23 protein-coding genes are annotated in these 22,519 nt (G+C 63.9%); 9 read left to right on the top strand and 14 right to left on the bottom strand.

From position 1 onward, the window contains the following. Nucleotides 1-158 precede the first annotated feature (158 nt). From rpoS to ftsB, 9 genes are all read right to left on the bottom strand, one after another. Entirely contained in the window at nt 159-1,133 is a 975-nt protein-coding gene (gene rpoS / locus F0A16_RS13625; protein ID WP_149435944.1) for an RNA polymerase sigma factor RpoS, read from the bottom strand. A gap of 309 nt (nt 1,134-1,442) precedes the next feature. After that, on the bottom strand, nt 1,443-2,630 hold the full coding sequence (locus F0A16_RS13630; RefSeq protein ID WP_149435945.1) for a peptidoglycan DD-metalloendopeptidase family protein: 1,188 nt from the start codon (nt 2,628-2,630) through the stop codon (nt 1,443-1,445). 52 nt (nt 2,631-2,682) lie between these two features. Continuing rightward, the gene (locus tag F0A16_RS13635; protein WP_338100612.1) at nt 2,683-3,603 is read right to left on the bottom strand and encodes a DUF368 domain-containing protein; all 921 of its coding nucleotides are present in this window, start codon (nt 3,601-3,603) and stop codon (nt 2,683-2,685) included. Next, nucleotides 3,600-4,262, bottom strand: coding sequence for a protein-L-isoaspartate(D-aspartate) O-methyltransferase (locus tag F0A16_RS13640; protein WP_149435946.1), 663 nt, complete (start codon nt 4,260-4,262; stop codon nt 3,600-3,602). The genes F0A16_RS13635 and F0A16_RS13640 overlap by 4 nt, the downstream gene beginning before the upstream one ends. Then, nucleotides 4,255-5,007 (bottom strand): 5'/3'-nucleotidase SurE, encoded by a 753-nt coding sequence (gene surE / locus F0A16_RS13645; protein WP_149435947.1) that lies wholly within the window; start codon nt 5,005-5,007, stop codon nt 4,255-4,257. Before surE ends, F0A16_RS13640 begins: the two co-directional genes overlap by 8 nt. 38 nt (nt 5,008-5,045) lie before the next feature. Next, nucleotides 5,046-6,104 carry a tRNA pseudouridine(13) synthase TruD gene (gene truD / locus F0A16_RS13650; RefSeq protein ID WP_149435948.1) on the bottom strand — a complete coding sequence of 353 codons (1,059 nt, stop codon included), beginning with the start codon at nt 6,102-6,104 and terminating at the stop codon, nt 5,046-5,048. Continuing rightward, complete coding sequence (gene ispF / locus F0A16_RS13655; protein ID WP_187776009.1) at nt 6,101-6,586, bottom strand: 2-C-methyl-D-erythritol 2,4-cyclodiphosphate synthase; 486 nt, start codon at nt 6,584-6,586, stop codon at nt 6,101-6,103. Before ispF ends, truD begins: the two co-directional genes overlap by 4 nt. Further along, nucleotides 6,583-7,308: a 2-C-methyl-D-erythritol 4-phosphate cytidylyltransferase gene (gene ispD, locus F0A16_RS13660; protein WP_149435949.1), complete on the bottom strand. Its 726-nt coding sequence runs from the start codon at nt 7,306-7,308 to the stop codon at nt 6,583-6,585. The genes ispF and ispD overlap by 4 nt, the downstream gene beginning before the upstream one ends. Beyond that, nucleotides 7,305-7,628, bottom strand: coding sequence for a cell division protein FtsB (gene ftsB, locus F0A16_RS13665; protein ID WP_110602951.1), 324 nt, complete (start codon nt 7,626-7,628; stop codon nt 7,305-7,307). Before ftsB ends, ispD begins: the two co-directional genes overlap by 4 nt. A 165-nt stretch (nt 7,629-7,793) precedes the next feature. Between ftsB and F0A16_RS13670 the strand changes: the two genes are divergently transcribed. Next, nucleotides 7,794-8,123, top strand: coding sequence for a YqfO family protein (locus F0A16_RS13670; RefSeq protein ID WP_149435950.1), 330 nt, complete (start codon nt 7,794-7,796; stop codon nt 8,121-8,123). 36 nt (nt 8,124-8,159) lie between these two features. Here F0A16_RS13670 and F0A16_RS13675 read toward each other — a convergent pair whose 3' ends face one another. Further along, nucleotides 8,160-8,717: an NUDIX hydrolase gene (locus F0A16_RS13675; protein WP_149435951.1), complete on the bottom strand. Its 558-nt coding sequence runs from the start codon at nt 8,715-8,717 to the stop codon at nt 8,160-8,162. Between the two features lie 111 nt (nt 8,718-8,828). Here F0A16_RS13675 and F0A16_RS13680 point away from each other — a divergent pair, with 111 nt between their 5' ends. Both F0A16_RS13680 and F0A16_RS13685 read left to right on the top strand, forming a co-directional pair. Then, nucleotides 8,829-9,485 carry a CoA pyrophosphatase gene (locus F0A16_RS13680; protein ID WP_149435952.1) on the top strand — a complete coding sequence of 219 codons (657 nt, stop codon included), beginning with the start codon at nt 8,829-8,831 and terminating at the stop codon, nt 9,483-9,485. A 7-nt stretch (nt 9,486-9,492) separates the two neighbouring features. After that, complete coding sequence (locus F0A16_RS13685) at nt 9,493-10,158, top strand: 2OG-Fe(II) oxygenase (protein WP_149435953.1); 666 nt, start codon at nt 9,493-9,495, stop codon at nt 10,156-10,158. 54 nt (nt 10,159-10,212) lie between these two features. Here the strand turns inward: F0A16_RS13685 and F0A16_RS13690 are convergent, their stop codons facing one another. After that, nucleotides 10,213-11,583, bottom strand: coding sequence for an MFS transporter (locus F0A16_RS13690; RefSeq protein ID WP_149435954.1), 1,371 nt, complete (start codon nt 11,581-11,583; stop codon nt 10,213-10,215). A gap of 442 nt (nt 11,584-12,025) precedes the next feature. Between F0A16_RS13690 and F0A16_RS13695 the strand changes: the two genes are divergently transcribed. Further along, on the top strand, nt 12,026-13,306 hold the full coding sequence (locus F0A16_RS13695) for an MFS transporter (RefSeq protein WP_149435955.1): 1,281 nt from the start codon (nt 12,026-12,028) through the stop codon (nt 13,304-13,306). 23 nt (nt 13,307-13,329) lie between these two features. Here the strand turns inward: F0A16_RS13695 and F0A16_RS13700 are convergent, their stop codons facing one another. Beyond that, nucleotides 13,330-14,235, bottom strand: a complete 906-nt coding sequence (locus F0A16_RS13700; protein WP_187776010.1) for a LysR substrate-binding domain-containing protein — start codon at nt 14,233-14,235, stop codon at nt 13,330-13,332. Between the two features lie 231 nt (nt 14,236-14,466). On the opposite strand from F0A16_RS13700, the gene F0A16_RS13705 reads away from it, so the two are divergent. From F0A16_RS13705 to F0A16_RS13725, 5 genes are all read left to right on the top strand, one after another. After that, nucleotides 14,467-16,023, top strand: a complete 1,557-nt coding sequence (locus F0A16_RS13705; RefSeq protein WP_149435957.1) for an AbgT family transporter — start codon at nt 14,467-14,469, stop codon at nt 16,021-16,023. Between the two features lie 40 nt (nt 16,024-16,063). Beyond that, a complete protein-coding gene (locus F0A16_RS13710; RefSeq protein ID WP_149435958.1) occupies nt 16,064-17,410 on the top strand; it encodes an amidohydrolase in 1,347 nt (448 codons plus the stop codon). Nucleotides 17,411-17,424: 14 nt separating this feature from the next. Beyond that, a complete protein-coding gene (locus F0A16_RS13715; protein ID WP_275401761.1) occupies nt 17,425-18,900 on the top strand; it encodes a M20 family metallopeptidase in 1,476 nt (491 codons plus the stop codon). Nucleotides 18,901-19,051: 151 nt separating this feature from the next. Beyond that, the gene (locus F0A16_RS13720) at nt 19,052-19,429 is read left to right on the top strand and encodes a DUF4870 family protein (RefSeq protein WP_149435959.1); all 378 of its coding nucleotides are present in this window, start codon (nt 19,052-19,054) and stop codon (nt 19,427-19,429) included. Between the two features lie 100 nt (nt 19,430-19,529). Next, the gene (locus F0A16_RS13725) at nt 19,530-20,453 is read left to right on the top strand and encodes a lysophospholipid acyltransferase family protein (RefSeq protein WP_149435960.1); all 924 of its coding nucleotides are present in this window, start codon (nt 19,530-19,532) and stop codon (nt 20,451-20,453) included. Nucleotides 20,454-20,474: 21 nt separating this feature from the next. Here the strand turns inward: F0A16_RS13725 and F0A16_RS13730 are convergent, their stop codons facing one another. Beyond that, nucleotides 20,475-21,359, bottom strand: a complete 885-nt coding sequence (locus tag F0A16_RS13730) for a pirin family protein (RefSeq protein ID WP_149435961.1) — start codon at nt 21,357-21,359, stop codon at nt 20,475-20,477. A gap of 249 nt (nt 21,360-21,608) precedes the next feature. After that, nucleotides 21,609-22,487, bottom strand: a complete 879-nt coding sequence (locus tag F0A16_RS13735; RefSeq protein WP_149435962.1) for a LysR family transcriptional regulator — start codon at nt 22,485-22,487, stop codon at nt 21,609-21,611. Between the last annotated feature and the right edge of the window lie 32 nt (nt 22,488-22,519).

Raw genomic sequence — 22,519 nt, forward strand, 5'->3', positions numbered from 1 at the left:
ACGTCATCCGAAACCATACAACAAACGACCGAGGCGCCAGCAGTTTCGCTGACGCCCCGGCTTGAGGTTTACATACAATGCCGCATGTATGCGACTGGATCAATAGTCTGATAGGTCTCCACCATCATTTGCGTATTTGAGGCGCTGCGGAGATCCACCTACTCGAAAATCGAATCCATCGATAACCCCTGCTTCTCCAGCATCCGGCGCAGCTTCTTCAGCGCCTCGACCTGAATCTGGCGCACGCGCTCCCGCGTCAACCCGATCTCCTCGCCAACTTCCTCGAGGGTGGCAGCTTCATGACCGCGCAGGCCGAAACGCCGCAGAACGACTTCCCGCTGCTTGTCGCTCAACTCGACCAGCCACTCGTCGACGTGCTGCTTGACGTCGTCATCGACCAGATTGGACTCCGGCCCGACCTCGTTTTCATCGGCCAGCGTGTCGATCAGCGGCTTGTCGCTCTCGGCCCCCATCGGATAGTCGACCGAGGATACGCGCTCGTTGAGCCCCAGCATTCGCTTGACGGTACCGACCGGCTTGTCGAGAAACTCGGCGATCTCTTCGGCCGTCGCTTCGTGATCGAGCTTCTGCGTCAACTCGCGGGCCGCCCGCAGATAGATATTGAGTTCCTTGACCACATGAATCGGCAAGCGAATCGTGCGCGTCTGATTCATCAATGCCCGCTCGATGGTCTGACGAATCCACCAGGTCGCATAAGTCGAGAAGCGAAACCCGCGTTCAGGATCGAATTTCTCCACGGCGCGAATCAAACCCAGATTGCCCTCCTCGATCAAGTCGAGAAGCGACAACCCACGGTTCAGGTAACGTCGGGCGATCTTGACCACCAGGCGCAGGTTGGACTCGATCATGCGCTGGCGTCCAGCCGGGTCCCCATTCTGCGCGAGCCGGCCGTAGTGCACTTCTTCCTGTGGCGTCAGTAGCGGAGAGAAACCGATCTCGTTGAGATAGATTTGCGTCGCATCAAGGCTATGGTGGTAGGAGTTCTCTTCACGGTTCAACGCCTTTTCGAAGGCGTCTTCATCATCCTTGCGACCCGTGTTATCGCCATCGACCTCCGTAGTATCGACACCGTCGAGCTCAACATCCTGAATTTCCCGTTCAAGCATGCTCATGTCCACTACCCCCAATCTTGGCTTCCTGAGTACCTCGCCATGACGGCACCCCGCCATGGCGACCGCGTATTCCTTGCAGTCTTGTAAACATCCCTGGCCAAGCGGCCATCCCGCCACTATCGGAGACTCTCTTTCCCGAGCCAGCTGCTCGACGACACCTATTTGCCTGAACTACTTCGAGTGCGGCGGTTCGGATGCATCTATCGGTAACGGCTTCGGGGCGGCCTCTTGGCAGCAGTCCAGGCTTCGTACGGAAACGGACTAAGCACGTCGAGTTTCCGCACGACTATCTGGAGCGCCGATGCAGAATCAGCGCGCGGGCAGGTATTGTAATGGGTCCTGAGGTTGTCCGTTCACGCGAACCTCGAAATGTAACTCGACCTGGTCAGCATCCGTCTGCCCCATGGTGGCTATCGTCTCTCCGGCCTCAACGACGTCGTTTTCCTTGACCTTCAACGAATCGTTGTGTGCATAAGCGCTCAAGAAGCGATCATTGTGCTTGAGAATGATGAGGTTGCCATATCCCCGCACGCCATCGCCGGCATACACCACAATCCCTGGTCCGGCTGCTTTGACAGGTTGCCCCTTTTGTCCCGCAATATCAATGCCAGGGGTTATGTTCGAATCGTCATCGAACTTGCCCACCAGTTGCCCATTTGCCGGCCACTGCCACGGCACATTTTCGACCGGCTTGTAGGTCCTGCTGGAACGGTCCGGCGCACCGCTGGGTTCGCCGGCGACCTCGGTACCGGCATCCTCGCCAGCCGCCGTTTTCGTGCTCCCGGCATTGATGGAAGCAGAAGAAGATGACGACCCTGTGTCAGCGGTCCCGGAAGAGGCGGAAGCGACGTCTTCCGCGGAGCCGGCCGGCTGACGGGCGTCGGCGTTGGTGCTGCGCTCTCCCGCGTTATCTGATGAGCCATCCTGGGCGGCGTTTGCGGAGGAATTGGCGTTGCGGGTACTATCGGCGGCGCCATTCTGGGCATAGACCGGCCCGGGGGACGAGCCACTGCCGCTCTCTGTCTGTCCGTTACCTTGTGAAGAACCCTGCGCGCTACCGCTACTGGCACTACCACCGTCAGACGGCAGCAGCCAAGAGGGGTTGTCGTCACCGCCCGCACTCTGGGCTCCGCTACCCTCCCCGGCACCGAGCCCCGTCGCCGTCACCCCACCACTGCCGGAACCGCTGCTGGCGATGGCTTGTCCGCCACCGACACTCGCTCCGGACTGCAACCTCAGTTGCTGTCCCGGTTCCAGACGATAGGGTGGTGAAATGCCGTTGATCTGGGCCAGGTCGCGGAAGTCGACACGGTTCTGCCAGGCGATTCCGTAGATGGTATCGCCGCTCTTCACCGTGTAGGTCGAAGGTGTCTCGCTATTGCGGCTGATGGAGAGATCCTGTACCTGCGGCCGTCCGCTCGAAGTGGTACAGGCGCTCAAGCCGGCGGCGACGAGAGGGAGAAGCCCCAGTAACAGTGCGGTGCGACGCTTACTCATGAGATAAAGTCCTTTTTCGAAACGGAAAGCCCGAGGATGCTGGCGACACGCGTCAGGTCGTGACCTCTTTGCGCTCTCCCAGGCACATTACCACTACGACGCCGAGGATGATCAATGCCACCGCCAGCCCCCACTGGGAGGACTGCCCCGTGACTGCGGCGTAGTCCGACGGCGCCAGATAATGGTAGGCCAAGGCCACTTGCTGCCCATCGGCCGCCATGCGATAGCTGGCTATCTGCCGCCAGGGCCACAATTGCGGCAACGAACCCAGGATGAAGCCGACGATCGTCATCAACGTCATGGCATGGTGGTAACGCAACAGCCAGGACAAAAGACGGGAGAACGTGAACAACCCGAGCAGGCAACCGGCGCCGAAGATCGCGATGAGCCCAAGGTCGAAATTCTTGATGCCGCTCATCACGGTGCCGTAGAGCCCCATCACCAGCAGCAGAAAGCTACCCGATACGCCGGGCAACAGCATGGCGCTGATGGCGATCGCGCCGGCCACGAACAGCGTCGCATCGCCAGCCTGGCTCATGTCGGGCAGCAGGCGCGGTAGAAATGCGGCCAGCAGCAAGCCCAGCATCACCGGGAGCAGATAACGCCAGCGCCAATGGCCGACCTGCCGCATCACCACCCATGCCGACGCCAGCACCAGCCCGAAGAAGAAGGCATTGAGCAACAGCTCGTGATGGCTCATCAGCCAGGTGACCAGATGCGCGATCGTCACCAGACTGATACCGATGCCCAGCACCAGCGGAACCAGAAAGCGTAGATTGAGATAGATGACAAGACCGGCAAGACCTTGCTGGCGCCAGACACCGAAGGCCCCTGGACCGAAACGCCTGATGGTCTCGATCAGCTCTTCGTAGATACCCACGACCAGGGCGATGGTCCCCCCGGAAACTCCCGGAACGGCATCCGCCGCTCCCATACCCATACCTTTCAATACGGTTTTCGCGATGCGCTTCAACGAATGACTCCCTCAAGCAATGGCACGAAACGCACCTCTTCCAGACGCTGATGATCGAACGTCAGCCCACGCCGGCGTACCCGAGTCAGCCACTGCTGCCCCTCCGCGTCCGCCAGCGGAGCGATAAGAACGCCACCGTCACGCAACTGGGACAGCAACGTCTGAGGAAGCTCGCTGGCGCATGCCGTCAACAGGATGACGTCGAACGGCGCCGCCTGTGGCCAACCCATGCCGCCATCGGCATGGCGCAGATTGACGTTATGTGCGCCCAACCGCGTCAGCCGCTGACGGGCGCGGGATTGCAGCGCGGCGATGCGCTCGACGCTCCAGACGCTCTTGACCAGGCGCGACAGAATCAAGGTCTGGTAACCGGAGCCCGTTCCGATCTCCAGCACTCGCTGCGGTTCGGCCAGCGCCACCAGCTCACTCATCCGGGCGACGATCCAAGGCTGCGACAGCGTCTGCCCCAGTCCCAACGGCAACGACGTATCCTCATAGGCACGGTGCGCCAGCGCCTCGTCGAGGAACAGGTGGCGCGGCTCCGCTGCCATCACCTCCAGCACCCGCGCGTGACGAATTCCGCCAGTCGACAGACGTTCGACCATGCGATTGCGAGTTCGTTGCGATGTCATGCCGACACCACTGAGTTCCTCAGGCATGTGACAGTCCATCAAGCCAGCCCTGTACATCGTTCAGCGTCTCGTGACGAGTTAGATCGGTTTGCAGTGGCGTGATCGAGACGAAGCCAGCCTCGATCGCCGCGAAGTCGGTATCCGGGCCATCGTCGGCGTTTTCGGATACCGCGGCAATCCAGTAGCGATCACGCCCGCGTGGATCCTTGACGTGGATCGGCTGGGACGCCGGGCCCCGGTACCCCAGCCGAGTCACGCGAAACCCTCGGATTTCGCTCCACGGCAGATCCGGCACGTTGACGTTGAGCAGGCTGCGCGGTGGCAGCGAGAGATTCTCTGCCGCGCCTACGAGGCTGGCCGCCACGCGTCCGGCGGTCTCGAAATGGCGCTGCCCGCAGAGCGAGATCGCGATCGCAGCCATCCCCAGGTTACGCCCCTCCATGGCCGCGGCGACGGTACCGGAATAGAGCACGTCGTCGCCCAGATTACCGCCGTGGTTGATCCCGGAGATCACCAGGTCGGGCTTCTCTTCCCACACGCCGTTGACGCCGAGGTAGACGCAGTCCGCGGGTGTGCCGTCGACGCTATAGAACCCCGAGTCCATCGCGGTCAATGCCAGCGGCCGTGTCAGCGTCAGCGAATTGCTGGCGCCGCTCATGTCACGATCGGGTGCCACCACCCTCAGTCGCGTGTGACTCTCGAGCGCTCGCGCGAGCGCCCTCAGTCCCGGGGCATGCACGCCGTCGTCATTGGATAGCAATAGTCTGCGCATCTCTTCTCCTTACTTCCTCGAGCGTCGAGCCGGAGGTGTCAGACCAGGGTCGGATGCCGAAACAGCTCTCTTAGCACCGACGTGGCGAAGGCACCTCGTGGCAGAGAGAAAGAGAGCCGGACGGTGTCGCCTGCCGACTGCCACTCAGGATCCCTGAGCCGCAGCCGTAGCGGTCGTCGCTCATGATTCGCCCCCGCCTGCACCAGCCCCTCGGCCAGGTCGGGGCAGCGGGCGACGATGCGGGTCTCCCGCTCGGCCACTTCGCCCAAACTCTCCAGCCGCCCTCTCCCCCAGAGTGGGCCTGTCGGGTGCAGATCGCCGGCTTCCGCCCTCGCGAGCAGCGACTCGTCGATCTCCGTCGCAGCGAAGCGGCTCGCGGTTCCCTCCAGGTTGAGAACGTCGCCGGGCTGCGGCACGCACCAAGTACCATCGGCGACACGTGCCGACAGTACGCTGTTGAAAAGATAGCTCCGGGCCGTGGAAAGCAGTAGCCCGTGCGGATCCTGCCGCTTGCGCCAGCCGCGGACCAGCAGTTGCCGGGCACGATGCAGATTACGTCCCTCGGGGCCGAAGCGCTGAGGGCCGAAATAGTTGGGCACCCCTAGCTGCACCAGACGATCCCAGCGCTCGCGAGTGGCCGGCAACGCAATGGTCTCTCCGCCGATTATCAACCGGAAGCGGTTGGCTCGGTGCACGCCACGCTTCAGCTTGCGCGGGTGCCGGACTGCCTGGAGACACGTGACACCTCGCTCGACGAGCCCTGCCTCCCAGCCCGGCGGCGGCTCGCGTCCGGGTAGCGCCAGCGAGAACCACTGCCGCGTCACCGCGTCGCGATCCTTGAGACCGCTGAACCCGACGTCCCGCACCGGAATGTCGACGGCCCGGGCGAGCAGCCGAGCCAGGTCCGGCGTCGTCATTCCGCGTTTTTCCAACCATAGCCACCAGTGTTCGCCATGCCCTTCCGGGACGAAATCGAGAACCTCCTCGACCTGGAAATCCTCGGGGCTCCGGCGATAGTCGCCAGCCGCCGCGGGCTCTCCCGCCACGTAATGCCAGTTCGGCGGCCAAGACACCGATGACGACGCCGGATCGCTCATTTGGTGTCCGCGACCAACAGCACCACCGCTTCCGCCGCGATGCCCTCACCGCGCCCGGTGAATCCGAGACGTTCGGTGGTCGTCGCCTTGACGTTCACCGCGCCGAGTTCGCCCCCCACGTCGGCGGCGATCGTTTCGCGCATGCGCGGAATCCATTCGGCCATCCTCGGTGCCTGAGCCATCACCGTGGCGTCGAGGTTGCCGATTCGATAGCCGGCCTCGCACACCAGCCCGACGACGTGACGTAGCAGCGCTCGGCTGTCGGCGCCCTTCCAGGCCGGGTCGGTATCCGGGAAGTGATGTCCGATGTCGCCCAGCGCACAGGCACCCAGCAGCGCATCGCTGATCGCATGCAACAGCACGTCTCCATCGGAATGGGCAACGAAGCCATGATCGAACGGCAAGCGAACGCCGCCGATCATCAAATGGTCCCCTTCGCCAAAACGATGCACATCGAAACCGTGACCGATTCTGATACTCATGCTTCGACTCCCTGGTCGAGCGCGTCCACCGCGATTTCGGCCTGCAGCGCAAGAATCCGCGCAGCCATGGCCAGGTCCTCGGGATGCGTGATCTTGAGATTGTCGCGGCTTCCGGCAACGAGCCGTGGCGCGAGGCCCATTGCCTCGATCGCGGAGGCTTCGTCGGTCACCCTCACTCCGGTCGCCCGGGCGGCGTCGAGCGCCTGACGCAGCAGATCGAAGCGAAACACCTGTGGCGTCAACGCATGCCACAGGCCATCACGAGGCTCGGTGTGGCTGATGCGCCCCCCTGCATCGGCTCGCTTCATGGTATCGGCCGCGGGTGTCGCCAGCAGCGCCCCGATCGCCTCGTCCTCGAGAGCCCCCTGCAAGGTACGCAGATCCTCGATCCGCACACAGGGTCGCGCCGCATCGTGCACCATTACCCAATCGTCGCTTGCGGCCTCTTCGGCCAGGGTCGTCAGCGCGCGCCCCACCGTATCGGCACGTTCATCGCCACCACCGACACGCAGCCAGTGGTCGAACGGAACGTCCTCGGGGTCGAAGTGCTCGTCGTCGGGATCCAGGCAAAGACGCAGCACGGCGTCGGGAAAGGCCTGATGCAGGCGCTCGAGCGTTCGCGCCAGCACGCTTTTCCCCTGCAACATGAGGTACTGCTTGGGACGGTCGGCCTGCATGCGCTGGCCGCGGCCGGCGGCGGGTACGATCAACCATAGCGTCATGGCTGCACCACCCCCGTGCTGGCGGCGGGGCCGTTGCCGGGACTGTCAACACCGGGCACCCAGAAGAATTGCTCGTCCTGACGAACCATGCCGATGTCGCTGCGCGCACGCTCCTCGATCGCATCGAGACCGTTCTTGAGATCGACGACTTCGGCGGCAAGGCGGTCGTTGCGCGCCTTGAGCGTATCGGTCGTCCCTTCCAGCGTATCGGCGCGAGCCTGGATATCATTGAATTCCCGAATGCCGCCCTCGCCGAACCACAGCCGGTACTGCATCAGCCCCAGCATGACAACCAACACCACAATGACCCATTTCCACATCGCCAAGGTTTCCGATCGGCACGATTCATTTCGGACGGTGCGTTCCGAACAGGGCGCAACCCGGAGTTCAAGGGCACGTCGGACCACTGTCGGAGCGCGACTCATTATGCCATCATCGCCGCACGTGGCCCACCGTCACGACAGAATCCGGATCGGACACTCCTCATGTACAAACTGGCGTTCTTCGTTCCCGAATCCCACCTGGAAAGCGTCAAGTCGGTGGTGTTTGCCAGCGGCGCCGGGAGAATCGGCCCTTACGAAGCGTGCTGCTTTCAGGTCCGGGGGGAGGGACAGTTTCGTCCGCTGGCGGGCGCCACGCCCCACATCGGGAAGACGGGCGCGCTGGAGAAGGTCGAGGAGTATCGGGTCGAGCTGGTCTGCGAGGATCATCGAATCCGTGCGGCGGTTGCTGCTCTGGTCGACGCGCATCCTTACGAGGAACCCGCCTACGACGTCTGGCGGCTGAGCGACCTGGATTTACTGCCTCGCGTTTGATATAGGCGGGGCCGCCCTCAATTCATGCGGAGCCACTCACGCAGAGCCGAAGTAACGCTCCCGCTCCTCCCTGCCGATCTGGCTAAGATACAGCTCGAAGGTACCTCGCCGCCGATCGTCGAAGAAGTGGCGCAGCGTGCGCTCGATGGTCGGAAAAGCGAGTTCGTCCCAGGGAATCTGCGTCTCCTCGAACAGCTCGACTTCGAGACTCTCCGGTCCGGCCGCGAAACCGCCATCGAGGTCACCCAGAAAGATCATGTAGACCTGATTGATGTGCGGCAGGCTGATCAGCGTATACAGTGTCGGCTCGGCGACGACGGCGCAGGCCTCCTCGCGGGTTTCACGCAGCGCCGCCTGTTCCACGGTTTCGGCGTTTTCCATGAAACCCGCCGGCAGCGTCCAGAAGCCCTTGCGCGGCGAGATGGCCCGGCGGCACAGCAGGATGCGCTCACCGGCTACCGGCAGCGTACCGGCCACGATGCGCGGATTCTGGTAATGGACGGTGCCGCAGGCATCGCACAGGAATCGCGGGCGATCGTCGCCATCGGGAATCGCAAAACGCACGGTGTGACCGCAGTGGCTACAGTAGTTCATAGCGCCTCGAATTCGGAGGTCCTCGAGCGGGCAGATCCCCGGACGACGGAGCCTCGCGGGAACGCCAGACAGCGCCGACCGGCGCGCCTGCCAACAGGGAGTCGAAAGCGCATGTTAGAGAAACTCCGCGAGCGCCTGCAAGCACATCGCCCAAGTCGCTCGAGCAGTGCCTATCCCCAGGCAGCGGTGCTGCTGCCCATCGTCGCCCGAACCGACCCCACGCTGCTGTTCACCCAGCGCACCGCCCACCTCTCCCAGCATGCCGGCCAGGTCGCCTTTCCGGGGGGCAAACGGGAACCCGAGGATAGCGACCTTCTCGCCACTGCACTGCGGGAAACCCAGGAGGAGATCGCGCTGGCGCCGGAGCGGGTCGAGGTCATCGGCCGGCTCAGCGACGTCATCTCGCTCTATGGCCTCCGCGTGACGCCCTTCGTCGGCGTGATCGCGCCGGATCTGTCGCTGGTGGCGGAGCCGGGTGAGATCGAGGCGATCTTCGAGGTGCCGCTACGCCACTTCCTCGATGACTGTCGCAGCCACACCGATGTGATTCCGGTCGACGATCAGCCCTGGTACGTTCCCAGCTACCCCTTCGATGGCCGCACGATCTGGGGGCTGTCCGCCATGATGCTGGTCGAGCTGCTGGCCGTCGGCTTCGAATGCGATATTGCCCTGGACCGCAAGCCCGCCCAGGGCGAATTGCGCTATCACCCCCAGCGCCGACGTCAGACTGCGGCGCGCTCCGACCAATCTGGCAAGGTTCTCAAGTGAGCCCTTCATGACACCCAACGATGCCCATCACGCCTTTTGGGACAGCGCCCAGTTGGCCGCGCTGATCGACGGCCTGGTGGAGCGCGGCTGGTATGTCGGTGAACGGTTTCTCGACCCCGGCCTGTGCCAGGACCTGCGGCATGACCTGCAGCGACTGCACCAACGGCAAGCACTGCAGGAGGCGGCCATCGGTCGCGGCGACGAGCGCACGCTGCGACGCGACATCCGTGGAGACGCGATCCACTGGCTGGATCGGGAAAGCCTGGCTCAGCGTCGCTACCTGGCGCTGATGAGCGAACTCCAGCAACAGATCAACGTCGCCCTTTACGCCGGACTGTTCGAGTTCGAGGCCCATTTCGCCCACTATCCACCGGGAGCGTTCTACCGCAAGCATTACGACAGCTTTCGGGGCCGAGCCAACCGCGTCATCTCCACGGTGTTGTACCTCAACCCGGACTGGCCCGCGGACGGCGGCGGCGAGATGGCGCTATACGATGAGCAGGACACCGATCGTGAAGTAGCCCGCGTTCATCCCGAAGCGGGCACTTTCGCCTGTTTTCTTTCCGATCGCATTCCGCACGAGGTGCTACCGACCCAACATCCCCGGGTCAGTATCGCCGGCTGGTTTCGCCGCAACGCTTCGCTGGGCGGGGTGGTCGACCCGGCGCGCTAGGCTGTCGCCAGTCGATCCGCACTGGCCAATATCTCCGTCCAGGATCGTGTAGCGTCAGTCGGCCGCCGAGACCCCGCGGCTGACGACGCCTTCTCGCGCTGGCGAGACGAACTCTTTCTCCATATCGACGGGAAGCGCCGTCTCCACGTCCGGTACCACCTGCGACAGATCTTCCAGATGCTCGTGCTCGATCGCGCCCTGTACCAGCTCGTCGGTCACGCTGAGTTCGGCACCCGCCACCGACTGCTGAGGATTCGAGGTGAACGGCGCTACCGGTACCGGCGCCGGGCGCCGACTCCGCCGCCAAACGAAGAAGGCCACCAGCGCCACACCCAGCCCGGCCAGAGCCACGAACAGCCCGACATCGCCGACATGAATCATCAGTGGCGTGATCAGCGGCGGGCTGAGGGTGGCACCCAGCGCGTTGATCAACAGCAGCCCCTGGCTCATTCGCACCAGGGCACCGGCCGGGGCGCGGTCGGCCGCGTGACTCACCGCCACGGGGTAGATCGCGAACACCCCACCGCCCACCAGGAACAGCATCGCCGCGAGCAATCCAGGCAGGTTCGGCAGCAGCATCACGCCGCCACACAACACCGCCAGCACCACACCGATCAGAATCAGCACGATCTGTCGGTCGTGTCGGTCCGACCAGCGCCCGATGGGATACTGCAGCAGCATCCCGCCGAGAATCACGATGGCCATCATCTCACCGATCTGCTGCACCTCGAAGCCGCTGCGCTGCAGATAGAGCGGGAGCAGGCTGTAGATGGCCGAGACCGCCAGCCCCGAACCGAAGCAGCCCATCACCCCGGTCGGCGTCACCGTGATCAGCCGCCAGGGCGAAAGCGGCTCAGCGTGCTCGATGAGCGGCGAAACGCGCGGGATCATGCCCAGCGGCAACACCGACAGCGAGGCCAGCATGGCGATGACCATGAATGGTTGGCTGGGTCCGGCGCGGTCCGCCACACCCAGCAACAGTTGCCCGATGACACCGGCACCGTAGAGCGCGATCATGTAGAGCGCCAGCAGACGGCCACGTACCCGGGTGTCGGCTGCGGTCAGCAACCAGCTCTCGATGACCAGATAGACGCCCAGTGTCGCCCACCCGCCGATCAGGCGCAGCGTGAACCACAGCGGGGCATTGAGCCACAGCCCCTGCAGCAGCACGGTCACCGCCACCAGCGACGCGAAGCAGGCGTAGGCACGAATGTGGCCGATCCGCAGCAACAGCCGATCGTTGAACAGCGCCCCGATCGCCAGCCCGATGTAGTAGGCGGCCGAGACCCAGCCGATGGTGGTGACCGACTCCCCGGCCGCGTCAAGGCGCAGGGTGATCAGCGAGGCCAGAAAACCGTTGCCAATGCCGAGAATGAAAAGACCCAATAGCGGTGCCAGCGCCATGCAAAGCAACTGCCGAGACATAAGGCCACGAACCTCGAAATTGCACTTCGAACAAGGTCGGCGACTCATGCAGCGAGCACGGCAGCCGACGGATTCACTCGAATAGACTTAGGTAAGCTTAGACACTCACGCCGTCATGACGACTTTGCCTCGGAATAAGGGCCTGGGCCCTCGCATGAAGGCCAGACACGTGAGGTCGAAGCGAGCGCACTATACGCCCGACCCTGTGCCAAAAGAAGTCGAAAAAACGCCTAAAAGGGAGCTATTGCGCCGCTTTGGGGCAATGACTGTCTCGCCATTACCTAGCGTTATCCAAAATGCCCGTTCGACGACACGAACCGGTATTAGAAGTCGCACCTATCGCGATAAGGCCATGGGCCGTCAGCGGCTTTTTGTCGCAGAACGGCGTATGCTGAGCCATTAGCACGCTAACTCGCCTTCCCTGCCTCACGACCAGGACACCATGCCCGCAGACATCGCCGACAGTCCCGTTTATCGCCAGCCCGGTTTCGTCCCTTTTCTTGCCTCGCGCCTCTGCGCGGTCTTTGCCATGCAGATCCAGGCGATCGTGGTGGCATGGCAGGTCTACGACATCACCCACGACCCATTGACGCTGGGCTATGTCGGCCTGGCGCAGTTCCTCCCGATGGTCCTGCTGCTGCTGCCGGCCGGCGATATCGTCGACCGCTTCGATCGCAAGCGAATCCTGCAACTCAGTTGGGCCGCCCAAGCGCTCTGTAGCGTGTTGCTGATCCTGCTGTCGCTGAAACAGCCCGCTTCACCAGTGCCGTTCTATGCGGTACTGGTGCTGTTCGGTGCCGCTCGCGCCTTCACCGGGCCGACGCTGCAGAGTCTCCTGCCGCAGATCGTTCCCCGCGATCAGCTAGGCAAGGCAATCGCGCTCAACTCATCAATCATGAAGATCGGCGTCATCGGCGGCCCCATGCTTGGTGGTCTGCTGTACGCTCTCGGTCCGACGCTGACCTACAGCGTCAACCTGGGCTGCTTCCTGGTCGCCCAACTGGCGTTGGCCGGCGTGCCGGTACGTTATGCATTCGAACGCATCCACACCGACGATACCGCCTGGCAGCGGTTTACCGCCGGGATATATTACATCCGCAACAAACCGGTGATTCTCGGGATCATCTCGTTGGACCTGTTCGCTGTGCTATTCGGAGGAATCATCGCGCTGCTCCCGGTTTACGCCCACGAAATCCTTCACGTCGGCCCGGAGGGACTTGGCGCCCTGCGCAGCGCCATCGCGGCCGGCGCGTTTCTGATGGGGCTCTATCTGGGCGTGCGGGCGATCAAGCGCCACGCCGGACTGATCATGTTTGCCGCGGTAGCGGTGTTCGGCATCGCCAATCTGGTCTTCGCGCTTTCCCATTGGTTCTGGCTGTCGTTCGGCGCCCTGCTGATCGCCGGCGCCGCCGACATGATCAGCGTCTACGTGCGTCTGACGCTGTTGCAACTCGCCACACCAGACGAGATGCGCGGCCGAGTCAACGCCGTCAACATGCTGTTCATCGGTGCCTCCAACGAACTCGGCGAGTTCGAATCCGGCGTCACCGCCTCGTGGTTCGGCACCGTACCGGCGGCGGTCATCGGCTCGGTCGGCACGCTGGCGATCGTCGGGCTGTGGATGTGGAGCTTTCCGGTATTGAGACGCACAGACCGCCTCGACGGCGTCGAGGAGGAACCGGTGGCGCCGTCGGCCGTGACTCCCGCCGGCAAGTCGGCGTAATTCGATGGAGAAGCCGGCGAGCGTCACTCTGCTTCCCGGCTTTCGTACTCGAATAGCTTGGCCAGCCGCGATGCCACCGGCGTCAGCGGCACGCCGCGGCGCTTGATCATGTGGAAGGTCGCCAGCGGCAGTGGATCATCCAGGGTCAGCTCTATCAGTTCGCCCATGCCATGCTGTGCGGTCATCTGCGCGGCAAAGACCCCGACCATCTCGCTGTGCTGGATCAGGTTGAGCGAGGTGGTGAAGGAGTCGCACACCACGCTCACCTGGTCGCGCGAGAAACCATGACGTTCCAGAGTGTCGGCAAGATCGGCGTAGTAACCGCTGCGCGCCGTCGGCAGTACCCAGTCGCAGTCGATCAACTCCTTCAATCGGCGCGCGCCCGCTTTGGGGTGATCCCGTCTCAGTACCACGACGAAAGGCGTCGAAAACAGCGGCAGTGCCTCGAGATCGCTATCGAGCACGCCGCTGGAGAGCGTATTGATCGAGAAATCCAGTTCGCCATCGCGCAGCCCCGCCACCATTGATGACAGTTGCCCCTCGATCACCCGCAATCTGACGTTGGGCAGTTCTCTCCGGAAGCGCCCAACCACCTGGGGCAGCAGCGTGCGCGCCACCGTGGCCGACGCCCCCATCACGATCTGCCCGCGCAGCACACCGTTCAACTGCTCGACGTTCTCCCGCGCCCGGCGTAGTTCTTCGATGATCAGATGCGCGTGCTGATCGAAGGCTCGCCCGGAGTCGGTCAGCGTCACGCCCTGGGAAGTACGCACCAGCAACGCAGCCCCCAACCCCTCCTCCAGTTCCCGAATGGCCTTGGTCAGACCCGGCTGGGATTGTCCCAGCTCACGCGCCGCCGCCCGAATGCTGCCGCGACGGGATACCTCGACAAAGGCCCGAATCTGGTGAAGTTTGATCGGATACTGCACAGGAAGGCTCCCACTCGGGTGATCACTACAGGTTATCACCAAAAAGTAATCGACATCTTTTGCCGCTTTCGAGCCGGCACTACTGTGTTTCGAAGTCGATAACAACGACCCGCTCGGACCCCAGACGCCATAACACAATCGACCGTCGGCGCCGGGCAAGGCAGAGGCAACAGCGCGATACAACATTCGATCGGTCCATCCGGTCGACAACAACCGACTCAGGAGTGCCCCATGGAAGCGACCGCGTCTCGCGACGCCGCTCGTCCGCGGCTGTCTATCCGGCTGTTGAACGCCATCGAGCGTTTCGGCAACCGGCTTCCCGACCCATTCATGATCTTCGTCATGCTGGCTGCCACCGTGCTGGTGGCATCGGTGTTGTTTGCCCTCGCCGGCGCCACCGTCGAGCATCCCGGCAGTGGCGAGGTGGAGGCGATTCGCAGCCTGGTCTCAGCCGAGGGTATCCAGTTCATTCTCGACTCAATGCTCGATAACTTCACCGGCTTCGCGCCGCTCGGGCTGGTACTGTCGATGATGCTGGGGATCGGTCTGGCCGAGAAACTGGGACTGCTGGAAACCCTGGTACGCCACACCATTCTATCGGCGCCCAAACGGCTGGTGACCTATACCGTCGCCTTCACCGGGATCATGATGAACGTCGCTTCCGACGCCTCGCTGATCCTGCTGCCGCCATTGGCGGCGATGGTCTACCACTCACTGGGACGCCATCCTGTCGCCGGCCTGGCGCTGGGCTTCGCCAGCGCCGGCGCGGGTTTCACCGCCAACCTGTTGATCGTCGGTACCGACGCGTTGCTGTCGGGCATCTCCACCGAGGCGGCCCGCATCGTCAGCCCCGACATGATGGTGACGCCCGTGGACAACTGGTACTTCAACTGCGTCTCGGTGTTCGTGCTCACCATCGTGGCCGCTGTCGTCACCGAGCGAGTCATCGAACCGCGCCTCGGCAGCTATCAGGGCGATGTCGAGCAGGTCGCAAGCGGTGAACCCGCGAACGCCCGCCGCGGCCTTCGCAACGCAGGCATTGCCGCACTGGTTTACGTCGCCGCCATCGCCACACTGCTGTTCTGGCCGAACTCGCCGCTGCGCGGGCCGGAAGGTGGACTGATTCCGTCGCCGTTCCTCAGCGGCATCATTCCGATCATCCTGTTCTTCTTCATCACGGTCAGCGTGACCTGGGGCATCACCGTGGGTCGCATCAAACGCTCGCGCGACGTGTCCGAGAACATGGCCGAGGCAATGCGCGACCTGGGCAGCTACATCGTGCTGATCTTCGCCGCCTCGCAGTTCATCGCGTGGTTCAACTGGACCCACATCGGTACCTGGATCGCGGTCAACGGCGCCGATCTGCTGACCGCGATGGACTTCACCGGGTTCCCGGTCATCCTCTGCTACGTCGTTTTCACCGCCTGCATGAACCTGCTGATCTTCAGCGGCTCGGCGAAGTGGGCGCTGGAAGCCCCGGTGTTCGTGCCGATGTTCATGCAGCTCGGCTACCACCCCGCCTTCGTTCAGGTCGCCTATCGCATCGCCGACTCCTCGACCAACATCATCTCGCCGCTCAACCCGTACATGATCGTGGTGCTCACCTTCATCCGGAAATACGACAAGAACGCCGGCCTCGGCACGCTGATGTCGCTGATGCTGCCTTACACCCTGGCATTTCTGAGCACCTGGATCCTGCTGCTGACGGCTTTCTACCTACCTGCTGGGGCTGCCCTACGGCCCGGGCATCACGACCTACCTGCCGTCCTGACCAGAACCCGAATGTGAAAAGACGCACGACGACACCGCATAGACGGAGACCTTCACCATGAGCACCATCACCACGCCCGATCTAAAGACAGCGGTCGACGCCCTGCTGCCGCAGTTGAAGACCTGGCGACGCGACTTTCATCACCACGCCGAATCGGGTTGGGTCGAATTTCGCACGGCCTCGATCGTTGCCGAGGAGCTGGAGCGACTCGGCTATCGGGTCAGTGTCGGTCGCGACGTGATCGACGCCGACAGCCGCATGGGCGTACCCGAGCCCGAAGTGCTGGCCCAGGCACTCGACCGTGCCCGCGACCAGGGCGCCGTCGAACGCTGGCTCCCGGCCCTCGCCGGTGGCTATACCGGCGTGGTGGCGGAGTGGGACACCGGCCGAGCGGGGCCGACGCTGGCCTATCGCGTCGACCTCGATGCGCTCGATCTCGAGGAGTCCCGGGCCGACGACCATCGTCCCGCCCGCGAGGGGTTCGCCTCCCGCAACGCCGGCATGATGCACGCCTGCGGCCACGACGGTCATACCACCATCGGACTGGGTCTGGCACGTCTGTTCGTCGAGCTGATGCCGCATCTGAGCGGCCGCATCAAGCTGATCTTCCAGCCTGCCGAGGAGGGCGTACGCGGCGCGAGATCGATGGTCGAAGCCGGCGTACTCGATGACGTCGACATCTTCATTGCCACACACATCGGCACCGGCGTGGACAAGGGTACGGTCGTCTGCGGCCACAACGGCTATCTCGCCACCACCAAGCTCGACGTCACCTTTACCGGTGTGCCCGCCCATGCCGGCGCCAATCCGGAGGCCGGCAACAATGCGCTGCTGGCCGCCGCCCAGGCGTCACTCGGCCTGCATGCCATCCCGCGCCACAGTACCGGCGCCTCGCGCATCAACGTCGGCGTGCTCAACGCCGGCAGCGGCCGCAACGTGGTGCCGGCCGCCGCGAGACTGAAGCTCGAGACCCGTGGCGAGACCAGCCAGATCAACGATGAAATGCAGCGCCGGGCGCTGGATGTGCTGCGCGGTGCGGCAGCAATGCAGGGCGTGGAGATGACCTACTCCCTCGCGGGCGAGGCGCGCAACTGCGAGCCGAGCCCCAGCCTGGTCGAGTTCATACAGGCACGGATTGCCGGTCTTCCCGGCATCGATAGCGTGATCCCGGTCGAAAACCGTCCTTCTGGCTCCGAGGACGCCACCACCATGATGCAGCGCGTGCGCGAGCGTGGCGGGCTGGCCACCTACATGGTGTTCGGCACCGATCTCGCCGCCGGTCACCACCATCAGCGCTTCGATTTCGACGAGGACGTGCTGCCGTTGACCATTCGCACCCTGGCGCATCTGGCGCTGCAGGCAGACGATCCTGCACTGCGCCGCCGACGTCCCGAGACGCTTTAAGGAGATATCTTGCCATGGACGCAATGGCTACCGACGCCACGACCCGGCGGATCGACGCCCTGATCGAAGGCAAGCGCGAGCGCTTCATCGACTACGCCAACCAGGTGTGGGAATACGCCGAGACCCGTTTCGAGGAGAGCCGATCGGTTTCGGCACTGAGTGACGCGCTGGAGGCCGAAGGGTTTCAGGTCGAACGCGGCATCGCCGGCATCGACACGGCTTTCGTGGCCAGCTACGGCACCGGCAAGCCAGTCATTGCGCTGCTCGGCGAATACGACGCTCTGGCCGGACTCAGCCAACGCGGTGAAGCGAGCGAAGCCGAGCCGCTGATCCCCGGAGGCAATGGTCACGGCTGTGGGCATAACCTGCTTGGCGTCGCGGCGCTGGCCGGTGCCGTCGGCGTGCGCGACTATCTCGAGGAACGGCGATCGAAACAGGGTCTCGCCGGCACGATCCGCTTCTACGGCTGCCCGGGCGAGGAAGGCGGCTCCGGCAAGACCTTCATGGTGCGCGAAGGCGTCTTCGACGATGTCGACGCCGCCCTCACCTGGCATCCCCAGGCGTTCAACGCCATCTTCTCGACCCCGACCCTGGCCAACATCCAGGCCTACTTCCGGTTCAAGGGTACGTCTGCCCATGCCGCCAACTCCCCGCATCTCGGCCGCAGCGCGCTGGACGCGGTGGAGCTGATGAACGTCGGCGCCAATTACCTGCGCGAGCACATCGTGCCGGATGCCCGTTTCCACTACTCGATCACCCGCGCCGGCGGCGCCTCGCCCAATGTCGTCCAGGCGGATGCCGAGGTGCTCTATCTGATGCGCGCCCGGCGCATGAGCGACGTTCAGGCGATCTTCGAACGCATCCGAAAGATCGCCGAAGGTGCGGCTTTGATGACCGGCACCCGGGTCGAAATGACGTTCGACAAGGCATGCTCCGGCTACCGACCCAATCGCACGCTGGAACGGCTGATGCAGTCTCAGTTCGAGGCGTTCGGCCCGCCGCGCCACAACGCCGAAGAGAAAGCCTACGGGGAGCGCATCAAGGCGACGGTCAGCGACGACGATCTGCGTACCACCTACGCCAATATCATCGCCGCCGGCGGCGAGGCCGCCGAAGCCTACGTCGAGGAACTCGCCGACCAGGCGCTGGTCGACAATCTCGCTCCCTACAGTGCCAGCGAGACACTGATGTACGGCTCCACCGACGTAGGTGACGTGAGCTGGGTGGTGCCGACCGCCCAGTGTTACGTCAACTGCTTCGCACTGGGCACGCCACTGCACACCTGGCAGGTGGTCGCCCAGGGACGCAGCTCGCTGGGCCACAAGGGCATGCTGCAGGCGGCCAAGATCATGGCCGGCACCGCCGTCGCGCTCATGCAGGACCCGGCCACACTGGCCGAGGCAAGGGCGGAGTTGAACAGGGCCACGCAACGCGAGCCTTACCGCTGTCCAATTCCCGATGATGTCACTCCTTCACCGCTGAAAGGGTGAATCGCGAGGAAACCGACGAGTGTGCCGCCGACCAAGATGGAATAGCGCGAGCGCCCCCTCCTTTTCTGCGGCACCTCCGTTCAGGCTGGCACCCGGCGCCTCTCGACGGCAAAATGCGGTCAACTACCGCTGCGCCGCCGAGAGGAACTTCATGGTTGCACCGATCGACAACGCCGTCACCGAATCGAACACCGACGCCAGGCGTCCCGACACCACCCTCGCCATGATCGTCTACGCCCTGCTGCTGGGGGTCTTCGTGACCGGCATCACGCCGGTGATCGGCGTGATCATCGCCTACGTCTACCGCGGCAATGGCCCGCGCTGGCTGGACGAACACTATCGCTACCATATCCGCACTTTCTGGATCGGGCTGCTCTACGCCTGCATCAGTTGGGTGCTCGCCTTCGTGCTGATCGGTCTCGTGTTGATGGCGCTGCAGGCGGTGTGGCTGATCGTCCGTTGCGTCATCGGCTTCAAGGCACTGCAGGAACATCGTGCCCCGGACAAGGTCGATAGCTGGCTGTGGTGATCTCGACGGCCAGCCCCCGGGCAAGCCGATGCTGCCCGCCGCTCCGGGATGCCGACCCGAGAGATGCGACAATGACGAGTACCGAGAAAAAGAGAGCCGAATGATCGAAAGTCTTCAAGCTCGCGCCATCCATCTGCTCTGGCGCCTGCTGTCACACTGCCGGCTGAAGACAATGTGGTCACTGGCGGGTGTCGCCAGCCGCGTGCTGTATGCCGTTTCCCGGCGGGAGCGTCACGTCAGCCGACGCAATCTGGAAGTCGCCTATCCTGACGACAATGGCGAACAGCGCCGCAGCCGGATCAAGGCCAGCCTGCGTCACTCCGCGGCCACCATGCTGGAGCTGGGCTTCGCCTGGATCGCCGACCCCAGACGCGTCGACGCCTCGATCGTCGAGGTCCACGGTCGCGAGCTGCTGGACGAGGCACGCACCGAGGGTCGCGGCGTGATCGTGCTGGCGCCCCACTTCGGCAACTGGGAGGTGCTGAACTTCTGGCTGTCGAGCCACTTCCCGTTCACCGCCATGTACGAGCCGCCCAAGATCGCCGACCTCGATCCCGTCATCCGTCATGGTCGCGAGCGGATGGGGGCCGAGCTGGTGCCAACCAACCCACGCGGCGTTGCCGCCCTGCTCAAGGCACTGAAGCGCGCCGAAGCCGTCGGCATCCTTCCCGACCAGGAGCCCGACTGGGGCAGCGGCGTGTTCGCCGATTTCTTTGGCCGCCCCGCCTATACCGCCACACTGCTGCCGAAGTTGGTGGCCCGCACCCAGGCTCGCGTCGTCACCGGCGTCGCCAGGCGCCTGCCCGATGGTCGCGGCTTCGCGATCCACTTCATGGCCGCGGACGACCGCGTCTACGACACGGATGAGAATGTGTCGGCGCTCGGCGTCAACGCTTGCGTCGAGTCCGCCATTGCTCTCGATCTGGCCCAGTACCAGTGGGAATACAAACGCTGGAAGAAGACCGAGCAAGAGCAGCAGCTCGTGCCCGGCTATCGGCAGCACCGGCTCTACCGCAAACGCTGATCGCCGGCGAAAGCCGCTGCTCTACTGGGCCAGACCGCCGAAGCGCCCGGCCTGGTAGTCATCGATGGCCGCGGCGATCTCTTCCCGGGTGTTCATCACGAACGGGCCATGGGAGACGACCGGCTCATCGATGACCTCGGCATGGCCGAAGATCAGCCTGGCGTCGTCCGACGCTTCGAGTTCGACGGCATCGCCGGCCCGATCCAGTTCGACCAGATGACGCGACTTCACCGCCTGGCCGGCCACCGCTATCTCACCACCGACGACGTAGAGGAAGACCTGTCGCCCTGCCGGGGCCGACAGCGTATGGGAAGCGCCTGCCGGCAGCCTCAGTGTCGACATGAACACGTCGGTCAGGCTCTCGACAGGCCCGCGTTGGCCCTCGCACTCACCGGCTATCAGGTTCAACTCCCCGCCACCGGCCAGGGCAATCGTCGGAATCGCCGCTCGCTGCAGCCCGGTATAACGCGGCTCGCTCATCTTCAGTCGCGCCGGCAGGTTGATCCACAGCTGCAGAATCTCCAGCGGCCCACCCTCGCGCAGGAACTCGGACGGGGAGATCTCGGCGTGGACGATACCGCTGCCGGCAGTCATCCACTGCACGCCGCCGGCGTGGATCACGCTCTGATGGTCGGCGCTGTCGGCATGGGCCAGCGAACCTTCGAGAATGAAGGTCACCGTCTCGAAGCCGCGATGCGGATGCGGCCCGAACGGCAGCCCGCGATTGCCGGCGGGATAGACCTGCGGACCGTGGTGATTGAGAAACAGGAACGGATCGAGCTGGTCGATCCCTGGGCCCGGCAGCGGCCGGCGGGTCGTCAGATCGCCGATATCGTCGCGGATGGCGGGATGCAGGGCGACGATACGACGGGATCTGGCGGTGGAAGCAGGGTCAAGCGCAGACATGGACGACTCCTCGGTATCATTGCTTACAGCTTAGGGATACCGGCGCCCGATGATCAGCGAATTCTTTCCCCGCGTTCGTTTCACTAAGTCGTCAGGAGTCTACGATCACGGCACCGGATCGATGGAAAAGTCGCCGAGTGTACTCGGTCTCGACCTGACATTCGCCGACCCGGCTCATCGCTGGTTCCGGGAACTCGTGATATCGACCTGCCACGCGGCCTATCTGGAACGTTGATTTCCCGGCATCGATCACCCGACCTCCCCGGTGCCGGTTGCCGTCAACGCCTCCTCGATCAACGCCACCAGCGGCGACTGTGTTGGCGAGAGGCGCGAAACCATCACCAGTTCGCGGTAGAACGTCCATTCTCCCAGCGCCACGATCCTCACCGGCAGCGGTTGACGGTGCCGCCAAAGCCCGGTCAGCGGAATCAGCGCCACGCCCAGGCCGAATTCGACCATTCTGGCAATCGCATCGATCTCGTCGAGTTCCAGCCGAATCGCCGGGCGCAGTCGCCGCCGCTCGAGAAACCGGACCACCTGGCGACCGCCGAAGGAGCCCCGGTCGTAGAGCACCAGCGGGTGGGTCTCGAGCAGTGCCTCGATGCTCTCGCCATCGCTGTCGGCGGGCGCGATCATCACGAAGGGCTCGCGGGCGATCACACGGGCATAGAGATCGCCGGGTAGCGCAAAGGGCGGCTGGACGATCATCGCCATGTCCAGGTCGCCCTTGTCGACCTGATCGAGCAGCGTCAGCGACACCCCGGGAACGATGCGGGTCATGACCCCGGGGGCCGAGATGCCCAACGCTCGCAGCACATCGGGCAGCAGCCCGCTCTGCAGGCTGGCAATGGCGCCGAGATGCCACTCGCCGGTCAGGCCATCGGTATCGGCACTGCGAATGCGCTCGGCCAGGGCCAGCATCTCCTCCGCCCGGGGCAGCAGCCGGCGTCCAGCGGCATTGAGCCTGACGGCGCGCCCGGTGCGCTCGAATAGCGGCTCGCCGATATCCGCTTCCAGGTTGCGGATCTGTGAGCTCACCGCCGACTGGGTCAGCCCCACCGCCCCCCCGGCGGCGGAGAAGGTACCGTGGCGCACCACGGCGAGAAAGGTCTTGAGCTCTCTGAGCATGGATCGATGACCACCAGAATCCAAATAATTTG

This window comes from Salinicola corii (assembly GCF_008298015.1).
Taxonomy (GTDB): Bacteria; Pseudomonadota; Gammaproteobacteria; order Pseudomonadales; family Halomonadaceae; genus Salinicola; species Salinicola corii.

Bases quoted from the DNA above. Each gene is read 5' to 3' on its own strand.
- F0A16_RS13680 (WP_149435952.1), top strand. From the start codon at position 8,829: ATGTTAGAGAAACTCCGCGAGCGCCTGCAAGCACATCGCCCAAGTCGC.
- F0A16_RS13695 (WP_149435955.1), top strand. From the start codon at position 12,026: ATGCCCGCAGACATCGCCGACAGTCCCGTTTATCGCCAGCCCGGTTTC.
- ispF (WP_187776009.1), bottom strand. From the start codon at position 6,586: ATGAGTATCAGAATCGGTCACGGTTTCGATGTGCATCGTTTTGGCGAA.
- ftsB (WP_110602951.1), bottom strand. From the start codon at position 7,628: ATGTGGAAATGGGTCATTGTGGTGTTGGTTGTCATGCTGGGGCTGATG.
- surE (WP_149435947.1), bottom strand. From the start codon at position 5,007: ATGCGCAGACTATTGCTATCCAATGACGACGGCGTGCATGCCCCGGGA.
- F0A16_RS13705 (WP_149435957.1), top strand. From the start codon at position 14,467: ATGGAAGCGACCGCGTCTCGCGACGCCGCTCGTCCGCGGCTGTCTATC.
- F0A16_RS13630 (WP_149435945.1), bottom strand. From the start codon at position 2,630: ATGAGTAAGCGTCGCACCGCACTGTTACTGGGGCTTCTCCCTCTCGTC.
- F0A16_RS13720 (WP_149435959.1), top strand. From the start codon at position 19,052: ATGGTTGCACCGATCGACAACGCCGTCACCGAATCGAACACCGACGCC.
- truD (WP_149435948.1), bottom strand. From the start codon at position 6,104: ATGAGCGATCCGGCGTCGTCATCGGTGTCTTGGCCGCCGAACTGGCAT.
- F0A16_RS13670 (WP_149435950.1), top strand. From the start codon at position 7,794: ATGTACAAACTGGCGTTCTTCGTTCCCGAATCCCACCTGGAAAGCGTC.
- F0A16_RS13735 (WP_149435962.1), bottom strand. From the start codon at position 22,487: ATGCTCAGAGAGCTCAAGACCTTTCTCGCCGTGGTGCGCCACGGTACC.
- F0A16_RS13715 (WP_275401761.1), top strand. From the start codon at position 17,425: ATGGACGCAATGGCTACCGACGCCACGACCCGGCGGATCGACGCCCTG.
- F0A16_RS13675 (WP_149435951.1), bottom strand. From the start codon at position 8,717: ATGAACTACTGTAGCCACTGCGGTCACACCGTGCGTTTTGCGATTCCC.
- ispD (WP_149435949.1), bottom strand. From the start codon at position 7,308: ATGACGCTATGGTTGATCGTACCCGCCGCCGGCCGCGGCCAGCGCATG.
- F0A16_RS13710 (WP_149435958.1), top strand. From the start codon at position 16,064: ATGAGCACCATCACCACGCCCGATCTAAAGACAGCGGTCGACGCCCTG.
- rpoS (WP_149435944.1), bottom strand. From the start codon at position 1,133: ATGAGCATGCTTGAACGGGAAATTCAGGATGTTGAGCTCGACGGTGTC.
- F0A16_RS13690 (WP_149435954.1), bottom strand. From the start codon at position 11,583: ATGTCTCGGCAGTTGCTTTGCATGGCGCTGGCACCGCTATTGGGTCTT.
- F0A16_RS13725 (WP_149435960.1), top strand. From the start codon at position 19,530: ATGATCGAAAGTCTTCAAGCTCGCGCCATCCATCTGCTCTGGCGCCTG.
- F0A16_RS13640 (WP_149435946.1), bottom strand. From the start codon at position 4,262: ATGCCTGAGGAACTCAGTGGTGTCGGCATGACATCGCAACGAACTCGC.
- F0A16_RS13685 (WP_149435953.1), top strand. From the start codon at position 9,493: ATGACACCCAACGATGCCCATCACGCCTTTTGGGACAGCGCCCAGTTG.
- F0A16_RS13730 (WP_149435961.1), bottom strand. From the start codon at position 21,359: ATGTCTGCGCTTGACCCTGCTTCCACCGCCAGATCCCGTCGTATCGTC.